This is a genomic window from Xanthomonas sp. JAI131 (assembly GCF_013410075.1).
GTDB lineage: Bacteria > Pseudomonadota > Gammaproteobacteria > Xanthomonadales > Xanthomonadaceae > Xanthomonas_A > Xanthomonas_A bonasiae.
On sequence record NZ_JACCCN010000001.1, the window covers coordinates 184,795 to 206,618 of the forward strand.

At 71.0% G+C, this 21,824-nt stretch carries 19 protein-coding genes and 1 pseudogene; 10 read left to right on the forward strand and 10 right to left on the reverse strand.

Going from position 1 to position 21,824, the window contains the following annotated elements; all coding sequences use genetic code 11:
* Positions 1-107 precede the first annotated feature (107 nt).
* Positions 108-701, reverse strand: a complete 594-nt coding sequence (gene yjgA, locus HDC36_RS00820; protein WP_179563789.1) for a ribosome biogenesis factor YjgA — start codon at positions 699-701, stop codon at positions 108-110.
* Positions 702-847: 146 nt separating this feature from the next.
* Between yjgA and pmbA the strand changes: the two genes are divergently transcribed.
* The 3 genes and pseudogenes from pmbA to HDC36_RS23380 all read left to right on the forward strand — a co-directional run bounded on the left by pmbA (position 848) and on the right by HDC36_RS23380 (position 3,170).
* Positions 848-2,212, forward strand: coding sequence for a metalloprotease PmbA (pmbA, locus tag HDC36_RS00825; RefSeq protein WP_179563790.1), 1,365 nt, complete (start codon positions 848-850; stop codon positions 2,210-2,212).
* A gap of 55 nt (positions 2,213-2,267) precedes the next feature.
* Positions 2,268-2,648, forward strand: a pseudogene (locus tag HDC36_RS23375) (DUF4870 domain-containing protein); the annotation flags it as partial.
* A 144-nt stretch (positions 2,649-2,792) separates the two neighbouring features.
* Positions 2,793-3,170 carry a DUF4870 domain-containing protein gene (locus HDC36_RS23380; protein WP_185813339.1) on the forward strand — a complete coding sequence of 126 codons (378 nt, stop codon included), beginning with the start codon at positions 2,793-2,795 and terminating at the stop codon, positions 3,168-3,170.
* 48 nt (positions 3,171-3,218) lie between these two features.
* Here the strand turns inward: HDC36_RS23380 and HDC36_RS00835 are convergent, their stop codons facing one another.
* Positions 3,219-4,241 carry a LysR family transcriptional regulator gene (locus HDC36_RS00835; RefSeq protein WP_343204306.1) on the reverse strand — a complete coding sequence of 341 codons (1,023 nt, stop codon included), beginning with the start codon at positions 4,239-4,241 and terminating at the stop codon, positions 3,219-3,221.
* On the opposite strand from HDC36_RS00835, the gene HDC36_RS00840 reads away from it, so the two are divergent.
* The 3 genes from HDC36_RS00840 to HDC36_RS00850 all read left to right on the forward strand — a co-directional run bounded on the left by HDC36_RS00840 (position 4,210) and on the right by HDC36_RS00850 (position 8,326).
* On the forward strand, positions 4,210-5,580 hold the full coding sequence (locus HDC36_RS00840) for an MFS transporter (protein WP_179563792.1): 1,371 nt from the start codon (positions 4,210-4,212) through the stop codon (positions 5,578-5,580). The genes HDC36_RS00835 and HDC36_RS00840 overlap by 32 nt on opposite strands.
* A 147-nt stretch (positions 5,581-5,727) precedes the next feature.
* Positions 5,728-7,149: a DUF1800 domain-containing protein gene (locus HDC36_RS00845; RefSeq protein ID WP_179563793.1), complete on the forward strand. Its 1,422-nt coding sequence runs from the start codon at positions 5,728-5,730 to the stop codon at positions 7,147-7,149.
* A 37-nt stretch (positions 7,150-7,186) separates the two neighbouring features.
* The gene (locus HDC36_RS00850) at positions 7,187-8,326 is read left to right on the forward strand and encodes a DUF1501 domain-containing protein (protein WP_179563794.1); all 1,140 of its coding nucleotides are present in this window, start codon (positions 7,187-7,189) and stop codon (positions 8,324-8,326) included.
* 172 nt (positions 8,327-8,498) lie between these two features.
* Here the strand turns inward: HDC36_RS00850 and HDC36_RS00855 are convergent, their stop codons facing one another.
* On the reverse strand, positions 8,499-9,590 hold the full coding sequence (locus tag HDC36_RS00855; protein ID WP_179563795.1) for a M35 family metallo-endopeptidase: 1,092 nt from the start codon (positions 9,588-9,590) through the stop codon (positions 8,499-8,501).
* 281 nt (positions 9,591-9,871) lie between these two features.
* Here HDC36_RS00855 and HDC36_RS00860 point away from each other — a divergent pair, with 281 nt between their 5' ends.
* Positions 9,872-11,425 carry a beta-xylosidase gene (locus HDC36_RS00860; protein WP_179563796.1) on the forward strand — a complete coding sequence of 518 codons (1,554 nt, stop codon included), beginning with the start codon at positions 9,872-9,874 and terminating at the stop codon, positions 11,423-11,425.
* Between the two features lie 288 nt (positions 11,426-11,713).
* Here the strand turns inward: HDC36_RS00860 and HDC36_RS00865 are convergent, their stop codons facing one another.
* The 5 genes from HDC36_RS00865 to HDC36_RS00885 all read right to left on the reverse strand — a co-directional run bounded on the left by HDC36_RS00865 (position 11,714) and on the right by HDC36_RS00885 (position 16,978).
* Positions 11,714-12,595 carry a farnesyl diphosphate synthase gene (locus HDC36_RS00865; RefSeq protein WP_179563797.1) on the reverse strand — a complete coding sequence of 294 codons (882 nt, stop codon included), beginning with the start codon at positions 12,593-12,595 and terminating at the stop codon, positions 11,714-11,716.
* On the reverse strand, positions 12,585-12,848 hold the full coding sequence (locus HDC36_RS00870) for an exodeoxyribonuclease VII small subunit (RefSeq protein WP_038237299.1): 264 nt from the start codon (positions 12,846-12,848) through the stop codon (positions 12,585-12,587). The genes HDC36_RS00865 and HDC36_RS00870 overlap by 11 nt, the downstream gene beginning before the upstream one ends.
* A gap of 31 nt (positions 12,849-12,879) precedes the next feature.
* The gene (tilS, locus tag HDC36_RS00875) at positions 12,880-14,190 is read right to left on the reverse strand and encodes a tRNA lysidine(34) synthetase TilS (protein ID WP_343204307.1); all 1,311 of its coding nucleotides are present in this window, start codon (positions 14,188-14,190) and stop codon (positions 12,880-12,882) included.
* A gap of 515 nt (positions 14,191-14,705) precedes the next feature.
* A complete protein-coding gene (locus HDC36_RS00880) occupies positions 14,706-15,245 on the reverse strand; it encodes a WG repeat-containing protein (protein WP_218847966.1) in 540 nt (179 codons plus the stop codon).
* Between the two features lie 23 nt (positions 15,246-15,268).
* Positions 15,269-16,978 carry an alkaline phosphatase gene (locus HDC36_RS00885; protein WP_179563799.1) on the reverse strand — a complete coding sequence of 570 codons (1,710 nt, stop codon included), beginning with the start codon at positions 16,976-16,978 and terminating at the stop codon, positions 15,269-15,271.
* 150 nt (positions 16,979-17,128) lie between these two features.
* Here HDC36_RS00885 and HDC36_RS00890 point away from each other — a divergent pair, with 150 nt between their 5' ends.
* The 3 genes from HDC36_RS00890 to HDC36_RS00900 all read left to right on the forward strand — a co-directional run bounded on the left by HDC36_RS00890 (position 17,129) and on the right by HDC36_RS00900 (position 19,968).
* Positions 17,129-18,469 carry a dicarboxylate/amino acid:cation symporter gene (locus HDC36_RS00890; protein WP_179563800.1) on the forward strand — a complete coding sequence of 447 codons (1,341 nt, stop codon included), beginning with the start codon at positions 17,129-17,131 and terminating at the stop codon, positions 18,467-18,469.
* Positions 18,470-18,476: 7 nt separating this feature from the next.
* Positions 18,477-19,313: a class I SAM-dependent methyltransferase gene (locus HDC36_RS00895; RefSeq protein ID WP_179563801.1), complete on the forward strand. Its 837-nt coding sequence runs from the start codon at positions 18,477-18,479 to the stop codon at positions 19,311-19,313.
* 175 nt (positions 19,314-19,488) lie between these two features.
* Positions 19,489-19,968: an acyl-CoA thioesterase gene (locus HDC36_RS00900; RefSeq protein ID WP_009584133.1), complete on the forward strand. Its 480-nt coding sequence runs from the start codon at positions 19,489-19,491 to the stop codon at positions 19,966-19,968.
* A gap of 28 nt (positions 19,969-19,996) precedes the next feature.
* Here HDC36_RS00900 and HDC36_RS00905 read toward each other — a convergent pair whose 3' ends face one another.
* Both HDC36_RS00905 and HDC36_RS00910 read right to left on the reverse strand, forming a co-directional pair.
* Positions 19,997-20,746 carry a nucleotidyltransferase domain-containing protein gene (locus HDC36_RS00905; RefSeq protein ID WP_179563802.1) on the reverse strand — a complete coding sequence of 250 codons (750 nt, stop codon included), beginning with the start codon at positions 20,744-20,746 and terminating at the stop codon, positions 19,997-19,999.
* A 247-nt stretch (positions 20,747-20,993) separates the two neighbouring features.
* The gene (locus HDC36_RS00910) at positions 20,994-21,815 is read right to left on the reverse strand and encodes a C40 family peptidase (protein ID WP_179563803.1); all 822 of its coding nucleotides are present in this window, start codon (positions 21,813-21,815) and stop codon (positions 20,994-20,996) included.
* Positions 21,816-21,824 lie beyond the last annotated feature (9 nt).

The window sequence follows — 21,824 nt, forward strand, 5'->3', positions numbered from 1 at the left end:
CCGCGCGCGGTGGCTGTGGCGATGCCGATGCGTTTGGTCGGCGTCGCCGCCCCGCGTGCCGAAGCGGTCGCGGGTGCGCAACCGTGCGGGGCCGGCGCCGCCGCGGCTCAGTCGCGCGCGTCGTCCTCGAACGCGTCGTCGTCTACTTCCTCGAGTCCCGAGTCCCCGGTCCCGAGTCCCGCACCCTCCAATACCAACTCGCGCAACTCCCGGAACAACTCCCGGTAGGCGTGCGGCGGCTTGTTCTTCAGCCGCTCTTCCTTGGCGTTGCGGATCAGCTGGCGCAGGCGTTGGCGGTCGGCCTCGGGGTAGTCGCCCAGCAGTTCGGACAGCGCGCTGTCGCCATCGGCGAGCAGGCGCGCGCGCCAGTCCTCGACGCGGTGGATCGCCGCCACTTCGCGGCGCGCGCCGTCGCTGTTGGCGTCCATCGCCTCGCGGATCGCGTCCAGGGTGGCGTCGTCCTCGCGGCGCATCTGCTTGGCCAGGAACGCCAGCTGCCGCTTGTGCGCGATGTGCGAGGTGATGCGCTTGCTTTCCTCGATATGCGGGATCAGCGACTCGGGCACCGGCAGCTTGGCCAGCTGCGCCGGGGTCAGCGCCACCAGCTTCTCGCCCAGGGTCAGCACTTCCAGCGCCGCGCGGCGCTGCTGGCTGCGGCTGTCGCCGCGGAATTCACCGGTGTCTTCGTCGCGTCCGCGCATCGTCGTACTACTCGATCAGTCTGAAACATCAAATTAGAAAGTCCGGCCATGGATGGCCGGGCTGTTGCGAAGGAATCGCATAATTCCAAGTCCGGCCATGGATGGCCGGGCTCTTGCGAAGGGACTCGCACAACAAGGATAAAGCATTGAACGCGATCACTTCCGAACTGCGCCGCGACGACAGCCTGGAACGCCTGGAGCGCCTGTCCGGCATCGCCGAGCGGCTGCTGGCGCGCGCGCGCGAGTTGGGCGCCAGCCAGGCCGAGGTCAGCTGCAGCGAAGACCGCGGGCTGGACGTCAATGTGCGCCTGGGCGCGGTGGAAACGGTCGAGGCCACCCGCGACCGCGGCATCGGCGTCACCGTCTACTTCGGCCAGCGCAAGGGCAGCGCCAGCACCGCCGACCTGCACGAGTCCAGCCTCGAGGCGACCGTCGCCCAGGCCTGCGCGATCGCCCGCTATACCGAGGACGACGTCGCCTCCGGGCTGGCCGACGCGGCGCTGATGGCGCGCGACATGCCCGAGCTGGACCGCTGGCATCCGTGGGCGCTGGAGGCCGAGGAGGCGATCGAGCTGGCGCTGGCCTGCGAGGCCGCCGGGCGCGAGGCCGACCCGCGGGTGGCCAATTCCGACGGCGCCTCGGCCGGCAGCAGCGAGAGCCTGTCGGTGTACGCCAACTCGCACGGCTTCGTCGGCCGCGAGCGCAGCACCCACCATTCGATCGGTTGCGCGCTGATCGCCGGCCACGGCGACGGCATGCAGCGCGACCATTGGTACAGCAGCGCGCTGGCGCGCGAGGATCTCGAACAGCCGGCGGCGATCGGCCGCCGCGCCGCCGAGCGCACCGTGGCCCGGCTGCAGCCGCGCTCGCTGCCGACCGGCGAGCTGCCGGTGCTGTTCGCGCCGGAGATGGCGCGCTCGCTGGTCGGGCATCTGCTCGGCGCGGTGTCCGGCGGCGCGCTGTACCGCCGCGCCAGCTTCCTGCTCGACAGCGTCGGCAGCCGCCTGTTCCCGGAGTGGTTCGCGATCGACGAACTGCCGCACCTGCGCCGCGGCATGCGCTCGGCGACCTTCGACGGCGAGGGCGTGGCCACCCGTGCCGCGCCGCTGGTTGCCGGCGGGGTGCTGCAGCGCTACGTGCTGGGCAGCTATTCGGCGCGCAAGCTCGGCCTGCAGACCACCGCCAACGCCGGCGGCGTGCACAACCTGCAGGTGGCGGCGAACGCGGACGATCTGGCCACGATCGCCGCCGGCATCCCGCGCGGCCTGCTGGTCACCGAACTGATGGGCAACGGCGTCAACCCGGTCACCGGCGACTATTCGCGCGGCGCCGGCGGCTTCTGGATCGAGAACGGCGCCATCGCCTACCCGGTGGACGAGGTCACCATCGCCGGCAACCTGCGCGAGATGTTCCAGCGCATCGAAGCGGTCGGCCGCGACATCGACGTGCGTTCGCACGTGCACATCGGCGCGGTGCTGGTCGGCAAGATGACGGTGGCCGGCAACGACTGAGGCCGTCGCTCCCCGGTCCGGACCGAAACTGGGCGAACGCGACCACCGCACAGGCATGCGCGCCGGGGCGCCGGATCCGACCGCATCGGCGCCGCAGCGCGCAGTGGCGGTGGCCGCGCATCTGTCGATGTGGCTGGGCGCGTTCGTCGCGGCGAACGGGCATCTGGTCTACATGCTGTACGCGCTGCTGTGCCTGTGGGTGCCGCCTGGCCGCCTGTGGCTGGCGACCAGGCGCCGCCGGTCCTTCGCCGCCGCGCATTGCGCGCAGGCGCTGGCCCTCGGCGCCAGCCTCTCGCTCCTGTGCGCGCTGCTGGCGCCGGCGTTGCTGGTCGTCGTTGCGGGGCTGCTTGCGCTGCCGCTGCTGATGCTGGTTATGTTGGCCAGCATGGGGTCTGGCCTGGCCGCCACCGTTGCGGCCGTGTGCGGCCGCCGCTACCGCCATCCCTTGCTGCCCTGGGGTGGCGACCGAGCAGGCGCCGCCCCGGCGCGGGGGCCGGATCACTTGACAGGTTCGCGCGGGCCACCGAGAGTGGCGCGCGAAGCGCCTTGCCCACTCACCACCATAAGGAAAGGAATACCGATGAGCGAATTCGACAACGTGACCGCACCGCCGCCGCCGCCGGCTGCTGCCGGTCCGCAGGAAGACCGCACGGTCGCCTTGATCACCCATCTGTCGGGCATCATCGCCGGCTTCATCGTGCCGCTGATCATCTGGCTGATCAACAAGGACAACCCGGCCAAGTCGTTCCTCAACGATCAGGCCAAGGAAGCGCTGAACTTCCAGATCACCGTCGCCATCGCCTACGTGATCTGCGTGGTGCTCAGCGTCATCGTGATCGGCGGGCTGCTGATGCCGGTGGTGTGGGTGGTGAACCTGGTGTTCTGCATCCTGGCCGGGATCAAGGCCAACGAAGGCGTGGCCTACCGCTACCCGTTCGCGCTGCGCCTGATCAAGTAAGCGCGCGGTCCGGTTCGCGAAGAAGGCCCGGCACTCGCTGGGCCTTCTTTATTTCGGCCGCTCGGCAACCGGCGGTTCAAGGCCAAGTCCCGGTGTCGCTGCGACAGCCGCGGCCACGAAGTCCATCACCGCACGCACCGGCGCAGATCGGCGCAGGTCGCGGTGCACGACCAGCCAGATATCGCGCGAGAACATGTTTCCCGCGTGTTCCAGCCGCTGCATCGCGGGGTCTGCGTCGCCTAGGAAGCACGGCAGGCCGGCGACGCCGGCCCCGGCCCGCGCCGCGGCCAGATGACTGCCGATGTCGCTGAGTTCGCAGCCCACCGTCCGCTTGCCGGCGATGTCCAGCAGCCACTGTTGCTGCGGCATGTCGGCGAATTGCGCGTCGTAGGCGATGAAGGTCCAGTCCTCGGGGCGGTGCGCCGCCGCGTAGTCGCGGCTCGCGTACAGCGCGAACGGCATCTGCGCGAGCCTGCGCACGACGCTGCTGGCTTCGGTGGGGCGCACCAGCCGCAGGGCGACGTCGGCTTCGCGCCGGCTGAGCGAGACCTGCTGCGCCTGCGCCATCACCGACAGGCGGATGCCGGGGTAGTCGCTGCGGAAATCGGGCAGCCGCTGTGCCAGCAGGTGCGTCACCAATACCGGCGGCGCGCTGAGCGTCACCGTCCCACTCAGCGGCGTGTGGTCGGCACGGACCAGGCGTTCCGCGGCGAACGCGGCCGCTTCCATCGTTTTGGCGTGTTCGTAGAGATGCGCGCCCATGGCGGTCAGACGACAGCAACGCGGCAGGCGCTCGACCAGCGCAGCCTGCAGCTCGGCTTCCAGCGCGGTCAGCCGGCGGCTGACCGTGGCATGGTCCACCTGCAGGGCGCGGGCCGCGCCGGACAAGGTGCCGGCACGCGCGACCGCCAGGAAATGACGAAAGTTCTCCCAATCGAACATCTGTGCGTTTTCTCCAGGATGGCTGGCGATTTTAGGGAATTTGCGCGGACATGGGCGCCGCCTAGCATGCAGCGTCATCGCATTTCGGACGCATTCCATGGCTTCGCCTTCTCCCTCCGCGCGCGGCACCTTGCTGGCGGCCGCGCTCGGCTTCGTGGTCGTGCTGCTCGATGTCAGAGTGGTCAACGTGGCGCTGGACGCCTTGCGCCAGCGCTTCGCCACCGACGTGGCCGGCCTGCAATGGGTCATCAACGCCTATACGCTGGTGTTCGCCGCCCTGCTGCTGAGCAGCGGCGCGCTCGGCGACCGCTACGGCGCGCGGCGGATCTTCCTGCTCGGCTTCGCGGTGTTCACCCTGGCATCGGCCGCGTGCGGCCTGGCCGGCAGCCTGCCGCTGTTGATCGCCGCACGCTTGGTGCAGGGCCTGGGCGCGGCGCTGCTGGTGCCCAATTCGCTGTCCATGCTGCAACAGGCATTCCCGGACCGCGAGCGGCGCAGCCGCGCGGTGGGCTGGTGGGGCGCCTGCGGCGGCATCTCGCTGGCGGCCGGGCCGGTGCTGGGCGGAGTGCTGGTGACCCACCTGGGCTGGCGCAGCATTTTCCTGCTCAACCTGCCCATCGGCGCGATCGGGATCTGCCTGACGCTGCGCCATGTCGCCGCGCACGGCGGCAGCCATCGGCGCAGCCTGGACTGGGGCGGGCAGGCGACGGCCATCGTGGCGTTGGCGGCGATGACCATGGCCTTGACCGAAGCCGGCCCGCTCGGCTGGAGCCATGGGCTGGTCCTCGGCATGCTGTTGCTGGCGGTCGCGGCGGCGCTGGGGTTCGTCTGGATCGAGGCGCACAGCGCCGCGCCGATGTTGCCGTTGCCGCTGTTGCGGATTCCGACCTTCGCCGTGGCCTCGGTCGCCGGCGTGGTGGTGAACTTCGCCTATTACGGGTTGATTTTCGTGTTCAGCCTGTTCTTCCAGATCCAGCAGCAGCTCTCGCCGCAACTGGCGGGGGTGGCCTTCCTGCCGATGACGCTGGTGCTGATGGCGGTCAATGTGCTGGCCGGCCGCCTGATCACCCGCATGGGCAGCCGGCGCTTGATGGTCGCGGGGTTGCTGCTGGCGGCGCTGGGCTACGCGCTGCTGCTGCCGGTCAGCATCGATGGCAGCTATTGGCGCCTGGTGGTGCCGATGCTGCTGGCGGCCAGCGGCATCGCGCTGATGGTGCCGACCATGACCAACGCGACGCTGTCGTCGGTGGACGCGTCGCGTGCGGGGATCGCCTCCGGCGTGCTCAATTCCGCACGGCAGGTGGGCGGCATGCTCGGCGTGGCCATCTTCGGCTACCTGATCCGGGATACCGCGGCCGCGGCCTTCATGCGCGGCATGCATCTGTCGATCGGCATTTCCGTGGCGTTGCTGCTGTGCGGGAGCGTGCTGTGCTGGTTCGGCATCCGTCCGGAGCGTCCGACCGTGTGACCGGGTCCGTGGGTGCCGCCGCGGCCTGTGCGTGGTTCCTGGCCCACGATCCGCTCCGGCGAGCTCGCGCGGCAGGTTGCGGCTGCGGCGGGTCAACCTGGCCTGGTGTCGCGCGTTTGCATTACCGATGCCGAACCGGAGCGCCGCATGATCCGTCGCGAAACCCTGAGTGCCGCGAACCGCTTCGGTCTGGGCGCACGCCCCGGCGAACTGGCGAGCATCGACGATCCGCACGCGTGGCTGGCCGCGCAGGTGCGCGCGGCGCCCGCTGCCGTTCCCGCCATGCAGGGCTTGCCCGACAGCCTGGACTATCTGCGCCGCGAAGCCGACTACCAGCGCGAACGGCGCCAGGCGCGGATGCAGGCGCCAGCGGATGCCAAGCCCGCGCAGCAGGCGGCGCGCGGCCTGTACCGGCAGGCGCAGGCGCAGGAACTGGCGGCGCGCTACGCCGTCGCGGTCGCCAGCGCGGACGGTTTCGCCGAGCGCCTGGTGCATTTCTGGTCCAACCATTTCGCGGTCTCGGTCGACAAGCGTGCGGCCGCGCTGTACGCCGCGCCGATGGAACGCGAAGCGATCCGCCCGCAGTGCATGGGCCGTTTCGCCGACCTGTTGCTGGCGGTGGAGCGGCATCCGGCGATGCTGCGCTACCTGGACAACGCCAATTCGATCGGTCCGGACTCGGTGCTGGCGCAACGCGCGCAGCGCCGTGCGGCGCGCCAGGGCCTGGATGCGCCGGCGCGCCGGCCCGGCCTCAACGAGAACCTGGCGCGCGAGATCCTGGAGCTGCATACGCTGGGCGTGGACGGCGGCTATACCCAGGCCGACGTCACCGAGCTGGCGCGCGCGATCACGGGCTGGGGCGTGCCGGCGCCGCGCGATTTCGAACAGGGCGCGCCCGATCGCGCCTTCGTGTTCCGCGCCCCGGCGCATGCCGCCGGCAGCCGTCAGGTGCTGGGCCGGCGCTACGCCGAGGCCGGGCTGGAGCAGGGCGAGGCGATCCTGGCCGCATTGGCCGGGCACCCGGCCACCGCGCGGCATGTGTCGCTGAAGCTGGCGCGGCATTTCGTCCATGACGATCCGCCGCAGGCACTGGTGCAGCGCATGGCCGACGCCTGGCTGCGCAGCGATGGGCATTTGCCCAGCGTGTACCGGGCGCTGATCGACAGCCCGGAAGCGTGGAGTGCGCAGGCGCGCAAGTTCAAGCCACCGCAGGATTTCGTGCTGTCGGCGCTGCGCGCCGGCGGCGAATGGCCGCAGGCGCCGGCGCAGCAGAAAACGGTGCTCGGCCTGCTGATGCGCATGGGGCAGCCGCCGTTCACGCCGCGCTCGCCCGCCGGCTATGCCGATGTGGCCGCCGAATGGAGCGGGCCGGATGCGCTGTGGAAGCGGGTGCAGGCGGCCGAGGCGCTGGCCGGGCTGGTCGCACCCACCGATCCGCTGGCGCTGGCCGGCAGCGTGTTCGCCACCAGCCTGGACCAGAACACCGCCAGTGCCTTGCGCCGCGCCGAATCGCCGCGCGACGGCGTGGCCTTGCTGCTGGCCAGCCCGGCCTTCCAATGGCGCGCCTGAGCGGCGCGTCGCGCACCATGATCGCGGAGAACGCCCGATGCAACTGACACGCCGCCGTTTTCTCGCCGCCAGCGGTGCGGCCACGTTGTTGAGCCTGTGGTCCGGCGCCGCTCTGGCCACGCCGGGCGCGCAGACGCGACTGCTGGTGGTGCTGCTGCGCGGCGCGCTGGACGGCCTGCATGCGCTGGTGCCGCAGGGCGATGCGGACTACGCGCGGCTGCGCGGCGCGCTGGCGCCGCCGCAGACCCTGGCGCTGGACGGCAGCTTCGCGCTGCACCCGGCGCTGGCCTTCGCCCACGAACTGTATGCGCGCAAGCAGTGGCTGCCGGTGGTGGCGGTGGCGCCGCCGTATCGGCAACGCTCGCATTTCGAAGCGCAGGACTGCCTGGAAAATGGCACCGCGCGGCCCAGCGGCGCCTCCAGCGGCTGGCTCAACCGGTGCGCGGCGGCGCTGCACGGTGCCGACGCGCTCTCGGTGAGCACGGTGACGCCGTTGATCATGCGCGGTCCGGGCGCGGTCAGCAGTTGGTCGCCGCCGTTGCCGACCGCGGTCAATCCGATCCTGCTGCAGCGGCTGCAGCCCCTGTACGCCGCAGATGCGCAACTGGCCGACGGCTTCGCGCGCGCGGTGCGCGGGCAGGGCATGCAGGTGGACAGCGTCAAGGGCGGGCAGCTGCCGCAGGCGATGAGCGCCGCCGCCAGCTTCATGGCCAAGGCCGACGGCCCGCGCATCGGCTTCGTCGAGGATTCGGGCTGGGACACGCACGGCAACCAGGCCACGGTGCTGCAGCGCAAGCTGGCCGAACTCGATGCCGGAGTGCGCGCGTTCCACGACGGCGCCGGCGCCAGCTGGGAGCGCAGCGTGGTCGCAGTGGTGACCGAGTTCGGACGCACCGCGGCGGTCAACGGCACCGGCGGTACCGATCACGGCACCGGTGGCGTGGCCTTCCTGGCCGGCGGCGCGATCCGCGGCGGGCGCGTTGCCGGCGACTGGCCGGGGCTGTCGCCGCGGGCCTTGAACGAAGGCCGCGATCTGCGCGCGACGGCCGACTTGCGCGGCCTGTTCAAGCATCTGTTGAGCGCCCACCTGGGCGTGTCCGAAGCGGCGCTGGAAACGCAGGTGTTTCCGGGCAGCGGTGCGGTGCGGGCGATGGAGGGACTGGTGGCGTCGCGCTGAGAGGGCATGCCGACGCTGCACGGCAACGCTTCCGATCCGTGGTCGCATGCACGACAAACCGGCCGCCGCTCGGCATCCGATGCGGCGGCCATCACCTCGTACTGCGCTTCGGCACCGGTGCCGGCATGGGCTGCCGGCACCGGTCGCGCGTGCGCTGCGTACGGCGCCAGGCTCAGTTCTGCGCCGGGGTGTTCTCGGCGAAGTACTCGTGGCTGTCGGCGTTCTTCACCGCGCGCGCCGGGTTGCTGGTGGCCAGGTTGCGCGCCGCGCTCTGGCCGTAGGCATAGTCCGAGGTGCCGGCGACCACGGTGAAATGGCTCATCTCGTGGATCAGCGTGCCGGCCTTGGAATCGGTGCCGGTCAGCGGCGCGCTCCAGAACGCGTTGCAGACGTAGATCTGATACGGCTGGTTGGCGTAGACGTAGGCGTAGGAGCTGTCGCTGCAGCCGCAGTTGATGGTGACCTGGCCGTTGTTCTGGTCGATCGCCGCATCGATGTTGACGAAGTTGGAGGTGGCGGTGCTGTAGCGGTTGGCGTTGTAGGCGCCGAACCAGGAGGTGTAGCGCGCGCCGGTGCTGCCGCCGTTGAGATAGGTCTTGGCGTTCTGCGAATAGGTGCGCGCCGAGTTCACCGCGCTGCCGATGGTGCTGATCTGGCTGCTGCTGCACGAGGCGTAGTTGATGCCGTTGACCACGGCCTGCGGACCGGCCATCAGCTCGTTGCGCACCGCGCGGCCGCGGCCGTCCAGCCACAACGTCAGCGGTGCGCTGGACACGGTCTGGGCCTGGCCGTCGGCGCGCTGCATCCGCTCGCCGTCTGCGAATGCGGCGTACTGCAGCGACGCGTTGAGGTGGATGGTGTAGTTGCCGCTGCGCGACAGGTCGTAGGCGTTGGCCAGGTCGATCTGCGCGTGCCGCGCTTCGCCCGGCTGCAGGGTCACGTAATCCTCGGCGCGCGGCGCGGCGCGCTTGACCAGTCGCCCGACGTAGTCGACCGTGCTGCCGTCGCGTGCGATCTCGAACAGGCTGGCATCGAGTTCGCCCAGCGGCAGCTCCCACCTGGGCACGCGCGCCACGCGCTCGCCGGTGTTGCGCACGGTGACCGCGACCTGGCCGCGGTAGTGGCCGTCCGCGTCGGCGACCGGCGCCAGTTCGACCTGCAGCGGCGTGGCGGTGCGCGACAGCTGCGATTGCGCAGTGGCCGCCGACATGAGGCCGACCAGGCTGAAGCCGATGGCTGCCGAGATCAGGGATACGTGTTTCATGCAGGCTCTCTCCGTCGAAAAGGGGGTGCCCGTGCGAGGGCGTATGCAAACTAGCCCGACGATCCGCGGGCAACCGGCGTTTGCGCGTTTGTCTGCGATTCCGTCCAGCGAACCGGGCGATCGGTCCCACAAACGACGTTCGCGCGAAGACGCGGCGCAGCGATTCGCTGCAGAACGCGCGTGTAGCGCCTCGCATCGCGTGTTCGCCCGTGCGCTTCCGGTTTGCCGGTGCGCATGCCGATGCTAGAGTCGGGCATTCGCGCCTTGGGAGAGGGGATGTCATGGGAGTGCTACGGCTGTTGCTGGCTGCTGCATTGGGTTCGCTGGCAGCGGTTGCCGCGGCGCAGCCTGCGGTCCGCGAGATCGCGCTGGACGTGCAGGGGCCGACTTCGCCGCGCGATCGCTTCTACGACCTGTCGGTGGGTTCGGACTATCCGGGCACGCTGCTGCGCGAGGACAGCCTGGCGCAGCTGCGCACGGCCCGCGACGAACTGGGCTTCCGCTATCTGCGTTTCCACGCGATCTTCCACGACGTGCTCGGCACCTACCGCGAGGTCGATGGGCGCCCGGTCTACGACTGGAGCAAGATCGACCAGCTCTACGACCGCATGCTCGGCATGGGCATCCGTCCCTTCGTCGAACTGGGCTTCACTCCCGAGGCGATGAAGACTTCGGACCAGCAGATCTTCTACTGGAAGGGCAACACCTCGCATCCGCAGCTGGACAAGTGGAGTGCGCTGGTGGACGCGTTCGTGCGCCATGCGCGCCAGCGTTACGGCGAGGAGGAAGTGCGCCGCTGGTACTTCGAGGTCTGGAACGAGCCGAACCTGGCCGGTTTCTGGGAAGGCGCCGACCAGACCGCGTACTTCGCGCTGTACGCCGCGACGGCGAAGACGATCAAGCGCATCGATCCGCAGCTCAAGGTCGGCGGGCCGTCGACCGCGGGCGCGGCCTGGGTGCCGGAGTTCATCGCGCATGCGCATGCCGCCGGCACGCCGCTGGATTTCATCACCACCCACACCTACGGCGTGGACGGCGGCTTCCTCGACGAGAAGGGCGAGAGCGACAACAAGCTGTCGCCATCGCCCGATGCGGTGACCGGCGACGTGCGCCGCGTGCGCGAGCAGATCCAGACTTCGGCGATGCCGGGGCTGCCGCTGTACTTCACCGAGTGGAGCGCCAGCTACAACCCGCGCGATCCGGTCCACGACGCCTACCTCAGCGCGGCCTACATCCTGAGCAAGCTCAAGGCAGTCGAGGGGCTGGCGCAGGGCATGAGCTACTGGACCTACAGCGACCTGTTCGAGGAACCGGGCCCGCCGACCGCGCCGTTCCAGGGCGGCTTCGGCCTGCTCAATCCGCAGGGCATCCGCAAGCCGGCGTACTTCGCCTACAAGTACCTCAATGCGCTGGGCGAGCGGCAGCTGCGCACTACGGATGCGCAGAGCTATGCGACCTACGACGGCGGCGTGCTGAAGCTGCTGGCGTGGAATTTCGTCACCCCGCAGCAGGACAAGAGCAACCGCCCGTACTTCACCCAGGTGCTGCCGGCGGCCGCGACCGCGCCGCTGCGCCTGCAGCTGCGTGGATTGGCGCCGGGCACGTATGCGCTGGCGATCCGCCGCACCGGTTTCGACGCCAACGATGCGTACAGCGCCTATCTGCGCATGGGCTCGCCGAAGGCGCTGAGCGCGCAGCAGCTGCGGCAGCTGCAGGAGCGGACGACCGACACGCCGGAACTGCGCCGCGTGCGCGTCGGCAAGGACGGCAGCGCGCAGGTGGACGTGGCGATGCGCGCCAACGATGTGGTACTGGTCGAGTTGCGTCCGCGCTAGCTCGCGGGTTTTCGCGCCGATTGGCAGCGCGCGCGTGCAACTGTAGGAGCGGCTTCAGCCGCGACCGGGTCGTTCCTGCCCAGGATAGCCCCGGTCGCGGCTGAAGCCGCTCCTACAAAGTGCCAGCGCCCAGTCGTGCTGGAGGGCCACCGATGGAGTCCATCGCGACTGAAGTCGCTCCCACGTGAACCTTCAGCCCGAAGGCACCGAATCTATCCGATCCTGCCGCTGCCTCTGTCGCGGCTGAAGCCGCTCCTGCAGGGGCTTGCAGGGAGCGGCTGGATGGACTCAGTGCGAGCGATCCACCGCCAGCCGCGCCAGCGCCGCCAGCGTGTCGGCGCGGGCGCCGTGGCCATGCAGGCTGTCGCGCATCGTCGCCGCCAGTTCGGTGAGCTTGGCCTTGGCGCCGTCCATGCCGAGTAGCGCGGGATAGGTGGACTTGGCCTGTGCCGCGTCCTTGCCGGCGGTCTTGCCGAGCTGCTCGGAGCTGGCCTCGATGTCGAGGATGTCGTCGCGCACCTGGAACGCCAGGCCCAGCGCGCTGGCGAAGCTATCCAGTTGCGCGAGCGCGGCGGCGTCGGCACCGCCGGCCAGCGCGCCCAGGCGCACGCTGGCGCGGATCAGCGCGCCGGTCTTCAATGCGTGCATGCGCTGCAGCTCGGCCAGCGGCTGCACCGTGCCGGTGGCGTCGATGTCCAGCGCCTGGCCGCCGCACATGCCGGCCGCGCCCGCGGCCTCGGCCAGGGTCTGCAGCCAGCGCACGCGCAATGCCGCATCGGCCGCGTCGGCACCGGCCAACAGCGCGAAGGCCAGGCTCTGCAACGCATCGCCGGCCAGGATCGCGGTGGCCTCGTCGAAGGCGATGTGCACGGTGGGACGGCCGCGGCGCAAGGCGTCGTCGTCCATCGCCGGCAGGTCGTCGTGGACCAGCGAATAGGCGTGGATCAGTTCCACCGCCAGCGCCGGCGCGTCGAGTCGGGTTTCGTCGGCGGCGAACAGCGCGCCAGTGGCGTAGACCAGCAGCGGACGCATGCGCTTGCCGCCGCCGAGGGTGGCGTGGCGCATCGCCGCGTGCAGGCGCTGCGGCGCGGCCGCGGCACTGGGCAGGTGCGCATCCAGGCCGGCTTCCACGCGCTGGCGCCAGCGCGCGAACGCGGCGTCAGCCGCCATGGAGCGGGGCGGGATCGAACGGCTCGGCGGTGTCCGGCTGCTCCGGGTCGCTGAGCAGGCGCACGCGCAGTTCGGCCTGTTCCAACGCCTGCTGGCACTGCCGGTACAGGCCAACGCCGCGCTCGTAGGCGCTCAGCGACTGCTCCAGGCTCAGGTCGCCGGTTTCCATCTTCTCCACCAGCACTTCCAGTTCCTCGAGCGATTGCTCGAAGCGGGCGACCGGGGAGGCTTCTTCTAATGACTTCTTGGGCATCGCGGAAGTGTGCGCGGCGCCGGCGGCAGGGTCAATGCGAGGCGGGTGACGATGGCGTGGCGGCGCTGTCCAGTACCAGCCGCGCGTGCCGTGCCTGCAGCCAGGCGTGCAGCGGCGCGGCGACGATCCGGTCGCCGGCGGCGAGCAGGCGCTCGGCGTCGAACAGCAGCGGCAGGCGCGCGCGCTGCCAGGGCGGCACGGCGCGCTCCTGCAGCAGTTGCTTGAGCGCCTGCGAGTGGACGCGCCCGGGCAACAGGATGCGTTCGCCGCCCTGGCGCAAGCGCACCAGCAGCGGGGCGTCGAACACCAGCGGGGTGTCGGCGAGCAGCCGCAGGCGGCGGCCGTCGGGCAGCGCCAGCGGTGCGCGGCCGTCCCACTGCGCCTGCCAGTCGGCGGGCAGCGGCGGCGGATCGCGTTCGGCGTACAGCGCCTCGCGCCAGCTGCGCAGCGTCGCGCCATGCCAGGCGAACTGCGCGGCGGCATCGGCACGCGCGTGCAGCAGCGTGCGCTCGATCGCCATCAGGCCGGCAGCCGGCAGCGGCGGCAGGCAGGCTTGCGCGATCCAGCGCCGCAGCACGCGCGCACGGCGCGGCGCCGGCAGTGCGCGCAGCTGCGGCAGCGACAGCGGCGCGGTGGCGTCGGCGCGCAGCGCCTCCAGCGCGGTCTGGTCGCCGTCGTCCAGCAGCGCGCCGGCCTCGCCGCACAGCTGCGCGCTGCGCGCCAGCGCGGCATCGGCATGCGGCCAGCGCTGGCGCAGCAGCGGCAACACCTGCAGGCGCAGGAAGTTGCGGTCGAAGCCGGGGTCGGCGTTGCTCGGGTCTTCGACCCAGCGCAGCGCGTGCCGCTGCGCATAGGCCTGCAATGCGCTGCGCGGCAAGGCCAGCAACGGACGCCACAGCATGCCGTTGGCGAAGCTGCGCAGCGGCTGCATCGCCGCCAGCCCGTCCGGGCCGGACGCGCGCAACGCGCGCAGCAGAAATGTTTCGGCCTGGTCGTCGCGATGCTGCGCCAGCGCCAGCCACTCGCCTTCGCCCAGCACCTGGGCGAAGGCTGTGCGTCGCGCCTGCCGCGCCGCCGCCTCCAGACCGTGGCCGCTGTCGCGCGGGACCTGCACGCGCAGCACCTGCAGCGGGATCGCCAGGGCGGCGCAGCAGGCGGTGCAGTGCTCGGCCCATGCGTCGGCGTCGGCATGCAGGCCGTGGTGCACGTGCAGCGCGCGCAGCCCGGCGCGGCGGTACTGCGGCTGTCGCGCCAGCGCGTGCAGCAGCACGCTGGAATCCAGCCCGCCGCTGAGCGCGACCAGGACCGCCGCCGGCGCCGGGTCGGGCAGGGCGGCGCTCACGGCGCAGGACGATGCGATATCCGAATGGGGCTTCATCGCGTCACTTTAGAGGCTGGCGGCGTGGCCGCGAAGCATGCTGCGGACGGTACGTCGCGGTCGCGCAGCGGATTGCGCTGGAGGCGGCGGCGAAGGGTGGCCTGGATCGCGACCATGCGCTTGTATCGCCGCCCAACCCAACCCAACCCGATCCGACGCGACGCGACCGCGCTCGGCGTGCGGCGTATCGCCGCGCTGTCGGTGTCGGTGTCGGCAGGAGCCTGCAGCCGATCCTGTCGAAGACGGCAGCGGCAATCGGCAACCGGCTACCGGTTGTCGAGCGCCTGGAGCAGGGGCTCGGTGCCGTACCGCAGCGCCGCGTCCGCGCGCCGTGGCGGGTTGCGGTTCCTGTCCCGTTCGACGGTACGCGGCTGCCGCGCCGCAAGCTTCGCTCCGCGCCAGCGGCGCGGGCACTGAAAAGGGGATAGGGACGCAGTCCGCCGCCTGCTTTGTCGGTAGGCCGACGCGGTCGGATGCGCTCAGGGCTGCGGTTCGGGCACTTCGCGGTTGTTGCGGTCGATGGCGTACCAGCGCCCGCCCTCCATCGGCGTATGCCCGTCGCCATCGGGCGTGCCGCGGCGGCAGCCGTCGCAGACCCGGGCCACGCCGTTCTCGAACGGCCAGGCGAAGTCGTGGACCGGCGGGATCACTTCGCGCAGCTGCCGGTCGTAGAAACCGATGCGGCCATGGAAGATGCCGCGGGTGAGGCCTTCGGCGAAATAGTCCGGGCCGCTGTCCCAGAGGATCACCGGCAGGCTGCTGCCATCGGCGCGCACGTAGTAGAACTGGTCGCCTACGGTCAGCACCGACAGGCCATCGGCGTCGAACTGCAAGCCTTGCGCTGTCCGCGGCGAAAGCCGCAGGCGGCCATCGGCCGCGACGCTGCAGCCGGGCACGATGGCGCGGTCGGAGTTCGGGTCGGCGATCCGGCATGCGCTGTCGGCCTGCGCCCAGGCGGCCGGCGCCGCCGCGAGCGCAGCCAGCGCGACCAGCGCCGCCGCCCGCCGCCTTGTCGTCATCGCGTGCCGCTGCCGCGCCAAACTCACTTTGCGGTGGCGCCGGCAGCCTCGGCGACGAACGCGTCCGGCTTCGGCAACTGCACCGGCACGCCGTCGCCGTTGCAGGTGCCGGCCTGGCACAGGCGCCCGCGCAGCTTCGGCGTGGCCTGCACGATCACGTGGTAGATCACGTTCTCTTCCAGGCTGCCGCGGAACGCGTCGCTGCCGGGGCCGCGCGCCCAGATGCCGACGTCGTCGCCGCCATGGGTCTCGGCCTTGGTCGGTACCAGCGCTTCCTGCATGAAGTCCGGCTGTTCGGTATCGACGTGGGTCAGGTCGGGGCGGCCCTTGACCGGTTCGAAGCTGCTTGGCGCGTGCGGGAACTGTTTGATCCCGGCCGGCTGCTGGTTGCTGGCGCCGGTGTAGCCGGGGCCGTTGGCGTAGCTGAGCGTGGCATACGGCTGGCCGTTGCCGTCCAGCGCCAACTCGCCGGTGTTGGCGTCTTCGCCGCTGGTGCCGCGCACCTTGCCCAGGATCGGGTTCCCGCGCTGCGGGTAGCCGACGAAGTTGAGCGTGTGCGAATGGTCGGCGGTGACGACGATCAGCGTGTCCTCGGCCGAGGTCGCCTCCGCCGCGGCCTGCACCGCCTGCGACAGGGCGATGGTCTCGTCCAGCGCGCGGTAGGCGTTGCCGGCGTGGTGGGCGTGGTCGATGCGGCCGCCTTCGACCATCAGCACATAGCCGTCCTTGCCGCGCGACAGGGTGCGGATCGCGGCGCGGGTCATCTCGGCCAGGCTGGGGTCGCCGGCCGCGCTCTGGTCGCGGTCGTGGTCGAACTGCATGTGGTCCGGCTCGAACAGGCCAAGCAGCGCCGGCGCGTTCTGCGCCGCTTCCAGCTGTCCGCGGTTCCACACATAGGCACCCTGCGGGTGGCGCTGGCGCCATTCGCCGACCAGGTCGCGGCCGTCCAGGCGCAGGCCGACCTTGTCGTCGTATTCCGGGTCGCGCTGCTCGACCGTGGTGAACTGGCTGCGGCCGCCGGCCAGCATCACCTGCGGGCCGCGGCCGTAGCGCGCGCTCACCATCTGCTGGGCGATGTCGCGGCAGCCTTCGGCCACCGCCTTCTCGGGCAGGTCGGTGTCGCTTTCCCAGTTGCGTTCGGGGGTGTGCGCGTAGGTCGCCGCGGGGGTGGCGTGGGTCAGCCGGGTGGTGGTGACGATGCCGGTGTTCAGGCCGGCGCTGTCGGCCAGTTCCAGCCAGGTCAGCAACTGCTTGCCGAGGCTGTCGGCGCAGGCTTCGCGCTTGCCGGCGGACACGCCGATCGCGCCCATGTGGGTCTTCACCCCGGTGGTGATCGAGGTCATGGTGCCGGCCGAGTCCGGCGTCTGCGAGTCGGTGTTGTAGGTCTTGCTCAGCGCAGTGGCCGGGAACGCCTCCCACGACAGCTGGTTCTCCTCGCCGGAGGCGCCCTTGCGCTGGCCGTCGAGGATGCGCGCGGCGGCGACCGTGGTCAGGCTCATGCCGTCGCCGAGGAACAGGATCACGTTCTTGGCCTTGCCGCGCATCGCGCCGTTGTTGGCGGCCTTGGCCGCGCCGCTGCGGTACCACCAGTCCGGCGTCTCGCCGCCGGGATGGGCGACGGCCGGCACGGCGATGGGCGCGATGGCGGCGCTGGCAGGCGCGCGCGGCGCACTGGCGCAGGCCGCCAGCAGCAGGGTGGAAGCGGCGGCGAAAGCGGGAACGAGATGGCGCATGCGAGGAACGGCCCCTGGGCACGAAGTCCTGCGCATTATGCCGGCTGCGACAAGGCACGCCGATGACATCGCGCCTTTCCAGCCATGGCGTCGTCGCCCGCGCCGGCTTGCGCTATGGTGCAGGACCCCGAGATTTTCTGGACAGCATCGATGAAAGTGGTGACCGCCTGGTTGCGCATCCCGTTCTGGCAGCGCGTGGTGGCCGGCTTCGTGCTCGGTGCGCTGGCCGGCTGGGCGCTGGGGCCGGCGGCGGACACCTGGTTCGGGCCGCTCGGCGACCTGTACGTGACCCTGATCAAGATGATCGCGGTGCCGCTGGTGTTCTTCGCGGTGATCAACGCGATCTCTTCGCTGCACGGCCAGCAATCGGTGGCCAAGCTGGGCGGGCGCACCTTCCTGTGGTTCGTGCTCACCGCCGCGCTGGCGGTCGGCGTCGGCCTGGCGGTGGGCACGCTGCTGCAGCCGGGCGCCGGCCACTTCGGCCTGAGCGTGGATGGCGCATGGAAGCCGCGCGACGTGCCCAGCCCGATCCAGGTGCTGCTGGACGTGGTGCCGTCCAATCCGTTCTATGCGCTGACCGGCATCGGCACCAGGACCAACGCCGCCGGCGAGACGGTGCTGGCGGCCGGGCGCGGCTCGATCCTGCCGGTGATCTTCTTCGCCGCGCTGCTGGGCTTTGCGATGGTCAAGCTGGGCGAGCGCGTGGCCGAGGCACGCAAGCTCACCGGGCAGATGAGCGAGATCATGATCCAGGTCACCCGCTTCGTGCTGGAGATGACCCCGCTCGGCACCTTCGGCCTGATCGCCTCGCTGGTCGGCAGCTACGGCTTCGAGAAGCTGCTGCCGTTCGGCAACTTCGTGCTGGCGCTGTACCTGGCCTGCGCGATCCACATCCTGGTGGTGTACAGCGGCCTGCTGCTGGCGCACGGGCTGAACCCGTGGAAGTTCTTCCGCGGCGCCGCGCCGGGCATGCAGGTGGCCTTCGTCAGCTCCTCCAGCTTCGCCGCGATGCCGGTGGCGCTGCGCTCGATCACCCACAACCTCGGCGTCAACAAGGACTACGCCGCGTTCGCGGTGCCGCTGGGCGCCAGCATCAAGATGGATGGTTGCGGCGCGATCTTCCCGGCGCTGTGCGCGGTGTTCATCGCCCAATACACCGGGGTGCCGCTGACCGCCAACCAGTATTTCGTGGTGCTGATCGCCTCGGTGCTTGGCAGCTTCGGCACCGCCGGCGTGCCCGGTACCGCGGTGGTGATGGCCACGGTGGTGCTGAGCGCGGCCAACCTGCCGCTGGAGGTGATCGGCTACCTGTACGCGATCGACCGCGTGTTGGACATGATGCGCACCATGACCAACGTCACCGGGCAGATGCTGGTGCCGGTGCTCGTGGCCAAGGAAACCGGCCTGCTCGACCGCAGCGTATACGAGGCGGCCTCGAGCAATGTCGGCCTGGAAGATCCGCCGGCCGACGGGTCCGGCCAGCTGCGTTGATTCCGCGGTGAGCACGCCCGCGACGCGCTTGCGCGAACAGTTGCTGCGGCTTCCCGGGCTGACGCCGATCGATGGGGTGCTGGTGCAGCAGGCGCTGGCCGCCGATCCGTTCGAGCGCCAGTACCTCGCGGTCCGGCAGCAGGAAGGCCGCGTCTACAGCGACGCGCAGGTACGCACGCTGCCGCATCCCGGCGGAGCGCTGGGCGCCAGCCACGAGTGGCGGGTGCGTGCCGAGTCGTGCCGGCGCCTGCTGCGCCACCTGCGCGCGCGCGGCGGCAGCGGGCCGTTGCTCGAACTGGGCTGCGGCAACGGCTGGCTGTCGCAGCGGCTGGCCGAGGGCCTGCAGCGCGAGGTCTGCGGCGTCGACGTCAACCGCACCGAGCTGGCGCAGGCCGCGCGCGTGTTCGCGGCCAGTGCGCATCTGAGCTTCGTCGCCGGCGACATCCACACGCTGCCGCTGCCGCCGCAGCGCTTCGATGCGGTCGTGCTGCCGGCCTGCATCCAGTATTTCGCCGACCCGCGCGCGCTGATCGCGCGCCTGCTCGGCCTGTTGCAGCACGACGGCGAACTGCACGTGATCGACAGTCCGTTCTACGCCGACGCCGCACAGGCGCAGGCCAGCGCCGCGCGCAGCCTGCGCTACTTCAGCGGGCTGGGTTGCGCGGAACTGGCCGACCAGTATCACCAGCACACCTGGGCCGCGCTCGACGGCATCGCGCTGTGCGTGCTGTTCGATCCGCGCAGCCTGCGTGCCCGTTGCCTGCGCGCGCTGCGCCGGCCGCAGCCGCACTTTCCGTGGCTGTGCATCCGCAAGCGCGACAACCCGGCATTGGCGGCTGGCTAATTGCCGTCGCGATCGCGTGCGGGCGCCCCTGGCGAGGCAAGAGAGCACGGCATTGGCAGTTCCCGCGCGGCGCCGTAGCCAGCCCTGAACCGCCGATCCGCGCGTTGCGGCGTTGCGGCACCTGCAGCATCGGTACGTGGCAGACTTCCGCTTCCTTCCTTTCCCTGGAGCCCCGATGAGCGGCACGCAACGCGAACTGACCTTCCGCTTCCTGGCCGAGCCGATCGACGTCAACTACGGCGGCAAGGTCCATGGCGGGGTGGTGATGAAGTGGATCGACCAGGTCGGCTACGCCGCCGCGGTGGGTTGGAGCGGGCGCTACAGCGTGACCGTGGCGGTCGGCGGCATCCGCTTCGTCTCGCCGATCCGGATCAGCGACATGGTCACGGTCACCGCCAAGCTGGTCTACACCGGCAGCACCAGCATGCATTTCGCGATCGACGTGCGCGCGCGCGACCCGATGGGCGGCGACTCGCGCCTGTGCACCCACTGCATCATCGTGTTCGTGGCCCTGGACGGGGTGGAGGGCAAGCCGACCCCGGTGCCGTCGTGGCAGCCGGACACGCCGGAAGACCATCGCCTGTCCGAGTACGCGTTGAAGGTGATGGAGCTGAGCAAGGGCATCGAGGACACCATCTCCCACTACCAGGCCTGATATCGCGGCCAAGACGCCGCGCCGCGACTCAGGCGCGCCAGTCCGCGGGCGCGGTGCGGCAGTGGCCATCGAACAGGCGGCCGCCGTGCGCGGCCAGTTCCCGTTGCGCCAGCGCGAGCACCGGCGCGCAGTCCGCGCTGGCGAACAGCGCGGCGAAAGCGTGCTCGAAGCGCTGGCCCAGCGCGGGATCGATCCGCGCGAGCAGACGCGGCGCCCATTTGCCGCTGCCGGACCAGCCGCCGCGCCCACGCAGCGCCAGTTCCGTCAGGAGCGGGTGCAACAGGGCGCCGATCGCGACGATCTCGGCGGCGCTGCGCTCGCCGCACAGGTCGTCGATCAGGTCGGTGATCTGGTAGCGCAGCGCGTCCACTTGCGCCGGCGACAGCGGCGGCGGCCCGGCCTGCAGGCGTGCGGCGATCTGGCCTTGCAGGGTGCGCGCGGGTTCGCTCGCGGTGCCGACGATGCAGCCCTCGGCGATCATGTGCAGCAGACTGGGGCGGCCGCGGGCCACGTCGTCATCGAGAAACCAGGTCAGCGTGCCCGGATCGTGGACGAAGGCTTCGACCGGCACGCCGTCGGCCAGGAACGATTCGCGCCGCGCCGCGGGCAACCGCTCGTAGACCACCACTAGATCGATATCGGACAGGTGGGTGCCTTCGCCGCGCAGGATCGAGCCGGCGGCGAAGCCGAAGGCCGCCCCGTCGTAGCGGCTGGACAGCAGCGCCTGCGCGATCGCCAGCGCTTGCGCGGGTGTGGGCAGAACGGGCGCGGCCGGCATCAGTGCGCCGCCTGCCGGCACCGCGGAGGGATGGAGGAACAACGGTGCCGGTGGACACGGCGCGGCGGCGCTGCGGGCGAGGGCGGTGGCGTCATTGTGGTCCCGGGGGCATGATCGAGCCGGGCCAGCGTAGCGTGCCGCCAGCAGGGCAGCCAGGCGCCAGGCGCCGGGTGGCGAACGATCGCCACAACGAAAAAGGCCGCTGTCTCCAGCGGCCTTTCTTTTTTTTGCCTGCGTGCTGCGCGGCTTACATCGCCACGCGCCGCGCCTGCACGAACTTCTCGCTCCAGTAGCCGCTGGTCAGCGTGTCCACGCGCACGTCCTTGCCGCGGCTCGGCGCGTGCAGGAAGCGGCCTTCGCCGACGTACAGGCCGACGTGGTCGACGCGGCCCTTGCGGCCGAAGAACACCAGGTCGCCCGGCGCCAGCGCGTCGCGGTCCTTGATCAGTTCGGCATTGGCCTCGCGCGCCATCTCGCGCGACACGCGCGGCAGCTCGATGCCCAGCGCGGTCCGGAACACGTAGCCGACCAGGCCGCTGCAATCGAAGCCTTCGGTGTCTTCGCCGCCCCAGCGGTACGGGGTGCCGAGCAGCGCCATGGCGCGCTTGAGCACCGACTGCACCTTGTCGCCGCCCGGGACCACGCCCTCGCGCAGCGGAGCCTGGGACACGTCGTAGTTGGCCAGCAGGCGGCTGATGTCGCCGGCGAACATCGCCGAGCGGTCCATCAGCGGAATGGTGTCGTTGGCGGCCAGATGCGGGAGCAGGGCGGCCAGGGTGGCGGTGGCGGCGGCGTCGGCCTTGCTGCGTGCGGTGGCCGGGGCCTGCGCGGCGACCAGCTTGGCGGTCGCGGACTGGGAGATCGTGGAAGTGGTGCTGGTGGCGCCGGCGGCAGTCACCTGCGCCGGTGCGACGGGAGCGATGGCTTCGGGGACTACGGTGTCGGCCGGAGCCGACTGGGCCAGGGCCGGAACGGCCGAGAGGCAGAGCGAGGCGGTGCAGATTAAGCGGAAGGCGGCCCGGCGGGGGACGGAGGTCTTGCCTGGAGAGGTCTTTGCTTCGGTCGTCACGCTTCGATC

Excerpts from the sequence above, each read along its gene's own strand:
- yjgA (WP_179563789.1), bottom strand. The coding sequence starts at position 701 with ATGCGCGGACGCGACGAAGACACCGGTGAATTCCGCGGCGACAGCCGC.
- HDC36_RS23380 (WP_185813339.1), top strand. The coding sequence starts at position 2,793 with ATGAGCGAATTCGACAACGTGACCGCACCGCCGCCGCCGCCGGCTGCT.
- HDC36_RS00840 (WP_179563792.1), top strand. The coding sequence starts at position 4,210 with ATGGCTTCGCCTTCTCCCTCCGCGCGCGGCACCTTGCTGGCGGCCGCG.
- HDC36_RS00845 (WP_179563793.1), top strand. The coding sequence starts at position 5,728 with ATGATCCGTCGCGAAACCCTGAGTGCCGCGAACCGCTTCGGTCTGGGC.
- HDC36_RS00850 (WP_179563794.1), top strand. The coding sequence starts at position 7,187 with ATGCAACTGACACGCCGCCGTTTTCTCGCCGCCAGCGGTGCGGCCACG.
- HDC36_RS00855 (WP_179563795.1), bottom strand. The coding sequence starts at position 9,590 with ATGAAACACGTATCCCTGATCTCGGCAGCCATCGGCTTCAGCCTGGTC.
- HDC36_RS00860 (WP_179563796.1), top strand. The coding sequence starts at position 9,872 with ATGGGAGTGCTACGGCTGTTGCTGGCTGCTGCATTGGGTTCGCTGGCA.
- HDC36_RS00865 (WP_179563797.1), bottom strand. The coding sequence starts at position 12,595 with ATGGCGGCTGACGCCGCGTTCGCGCGCTGGCGCCAGCGCGTGGAAGCC.
- HDC36_RS00870 (WP_038237299.1), bottom strand. The coding sequence starts at position 12,848 with ATGCCCAAGAAGTCATTAGAAGAAGCCTCCCCGGTCGCCCGCTTCGAG.
- HDC36_RS00880 (WP_218847966.1), bottom strand. The coding sequence starts at position 15,245 with ATGACGACAAGGCGGCGGGCGGCGGCGCTGGTCGCGCTGGCTGCGCTC.
- HDC36_RS00885 (WP_179563799.1), bottom strand. The coding sequence starts at position 16,978 with ATGCGCCATCTCGTTCCCGCTTTCGCCGCCGCTTCCACCCTGCTGCTG.
- HDC36_RS00890 (WP_179563800.1), top strand. The coding sequence starts at position 17,129 with ATGAAAGTGGTGACCGCCTGGTTGCGCATCCCGTTCTGGCAGCGCGTG.
- HDC36_RS00900 (WP_009584133.1), top strand. The coding sequence starts at position 19,489 with ATGAGCGGCACGCAACGCGAACTGACCTTCCGCTTCCTGGCCGAGCCG.
- HDC36_RS00905 (WP_179563802.1), bottom strand. The coding sequence starts at position 20,746 with ATGCCGGCCGCGCCCGTTCTGCCCACACCCGCGCAAGCGCTGGCGATC.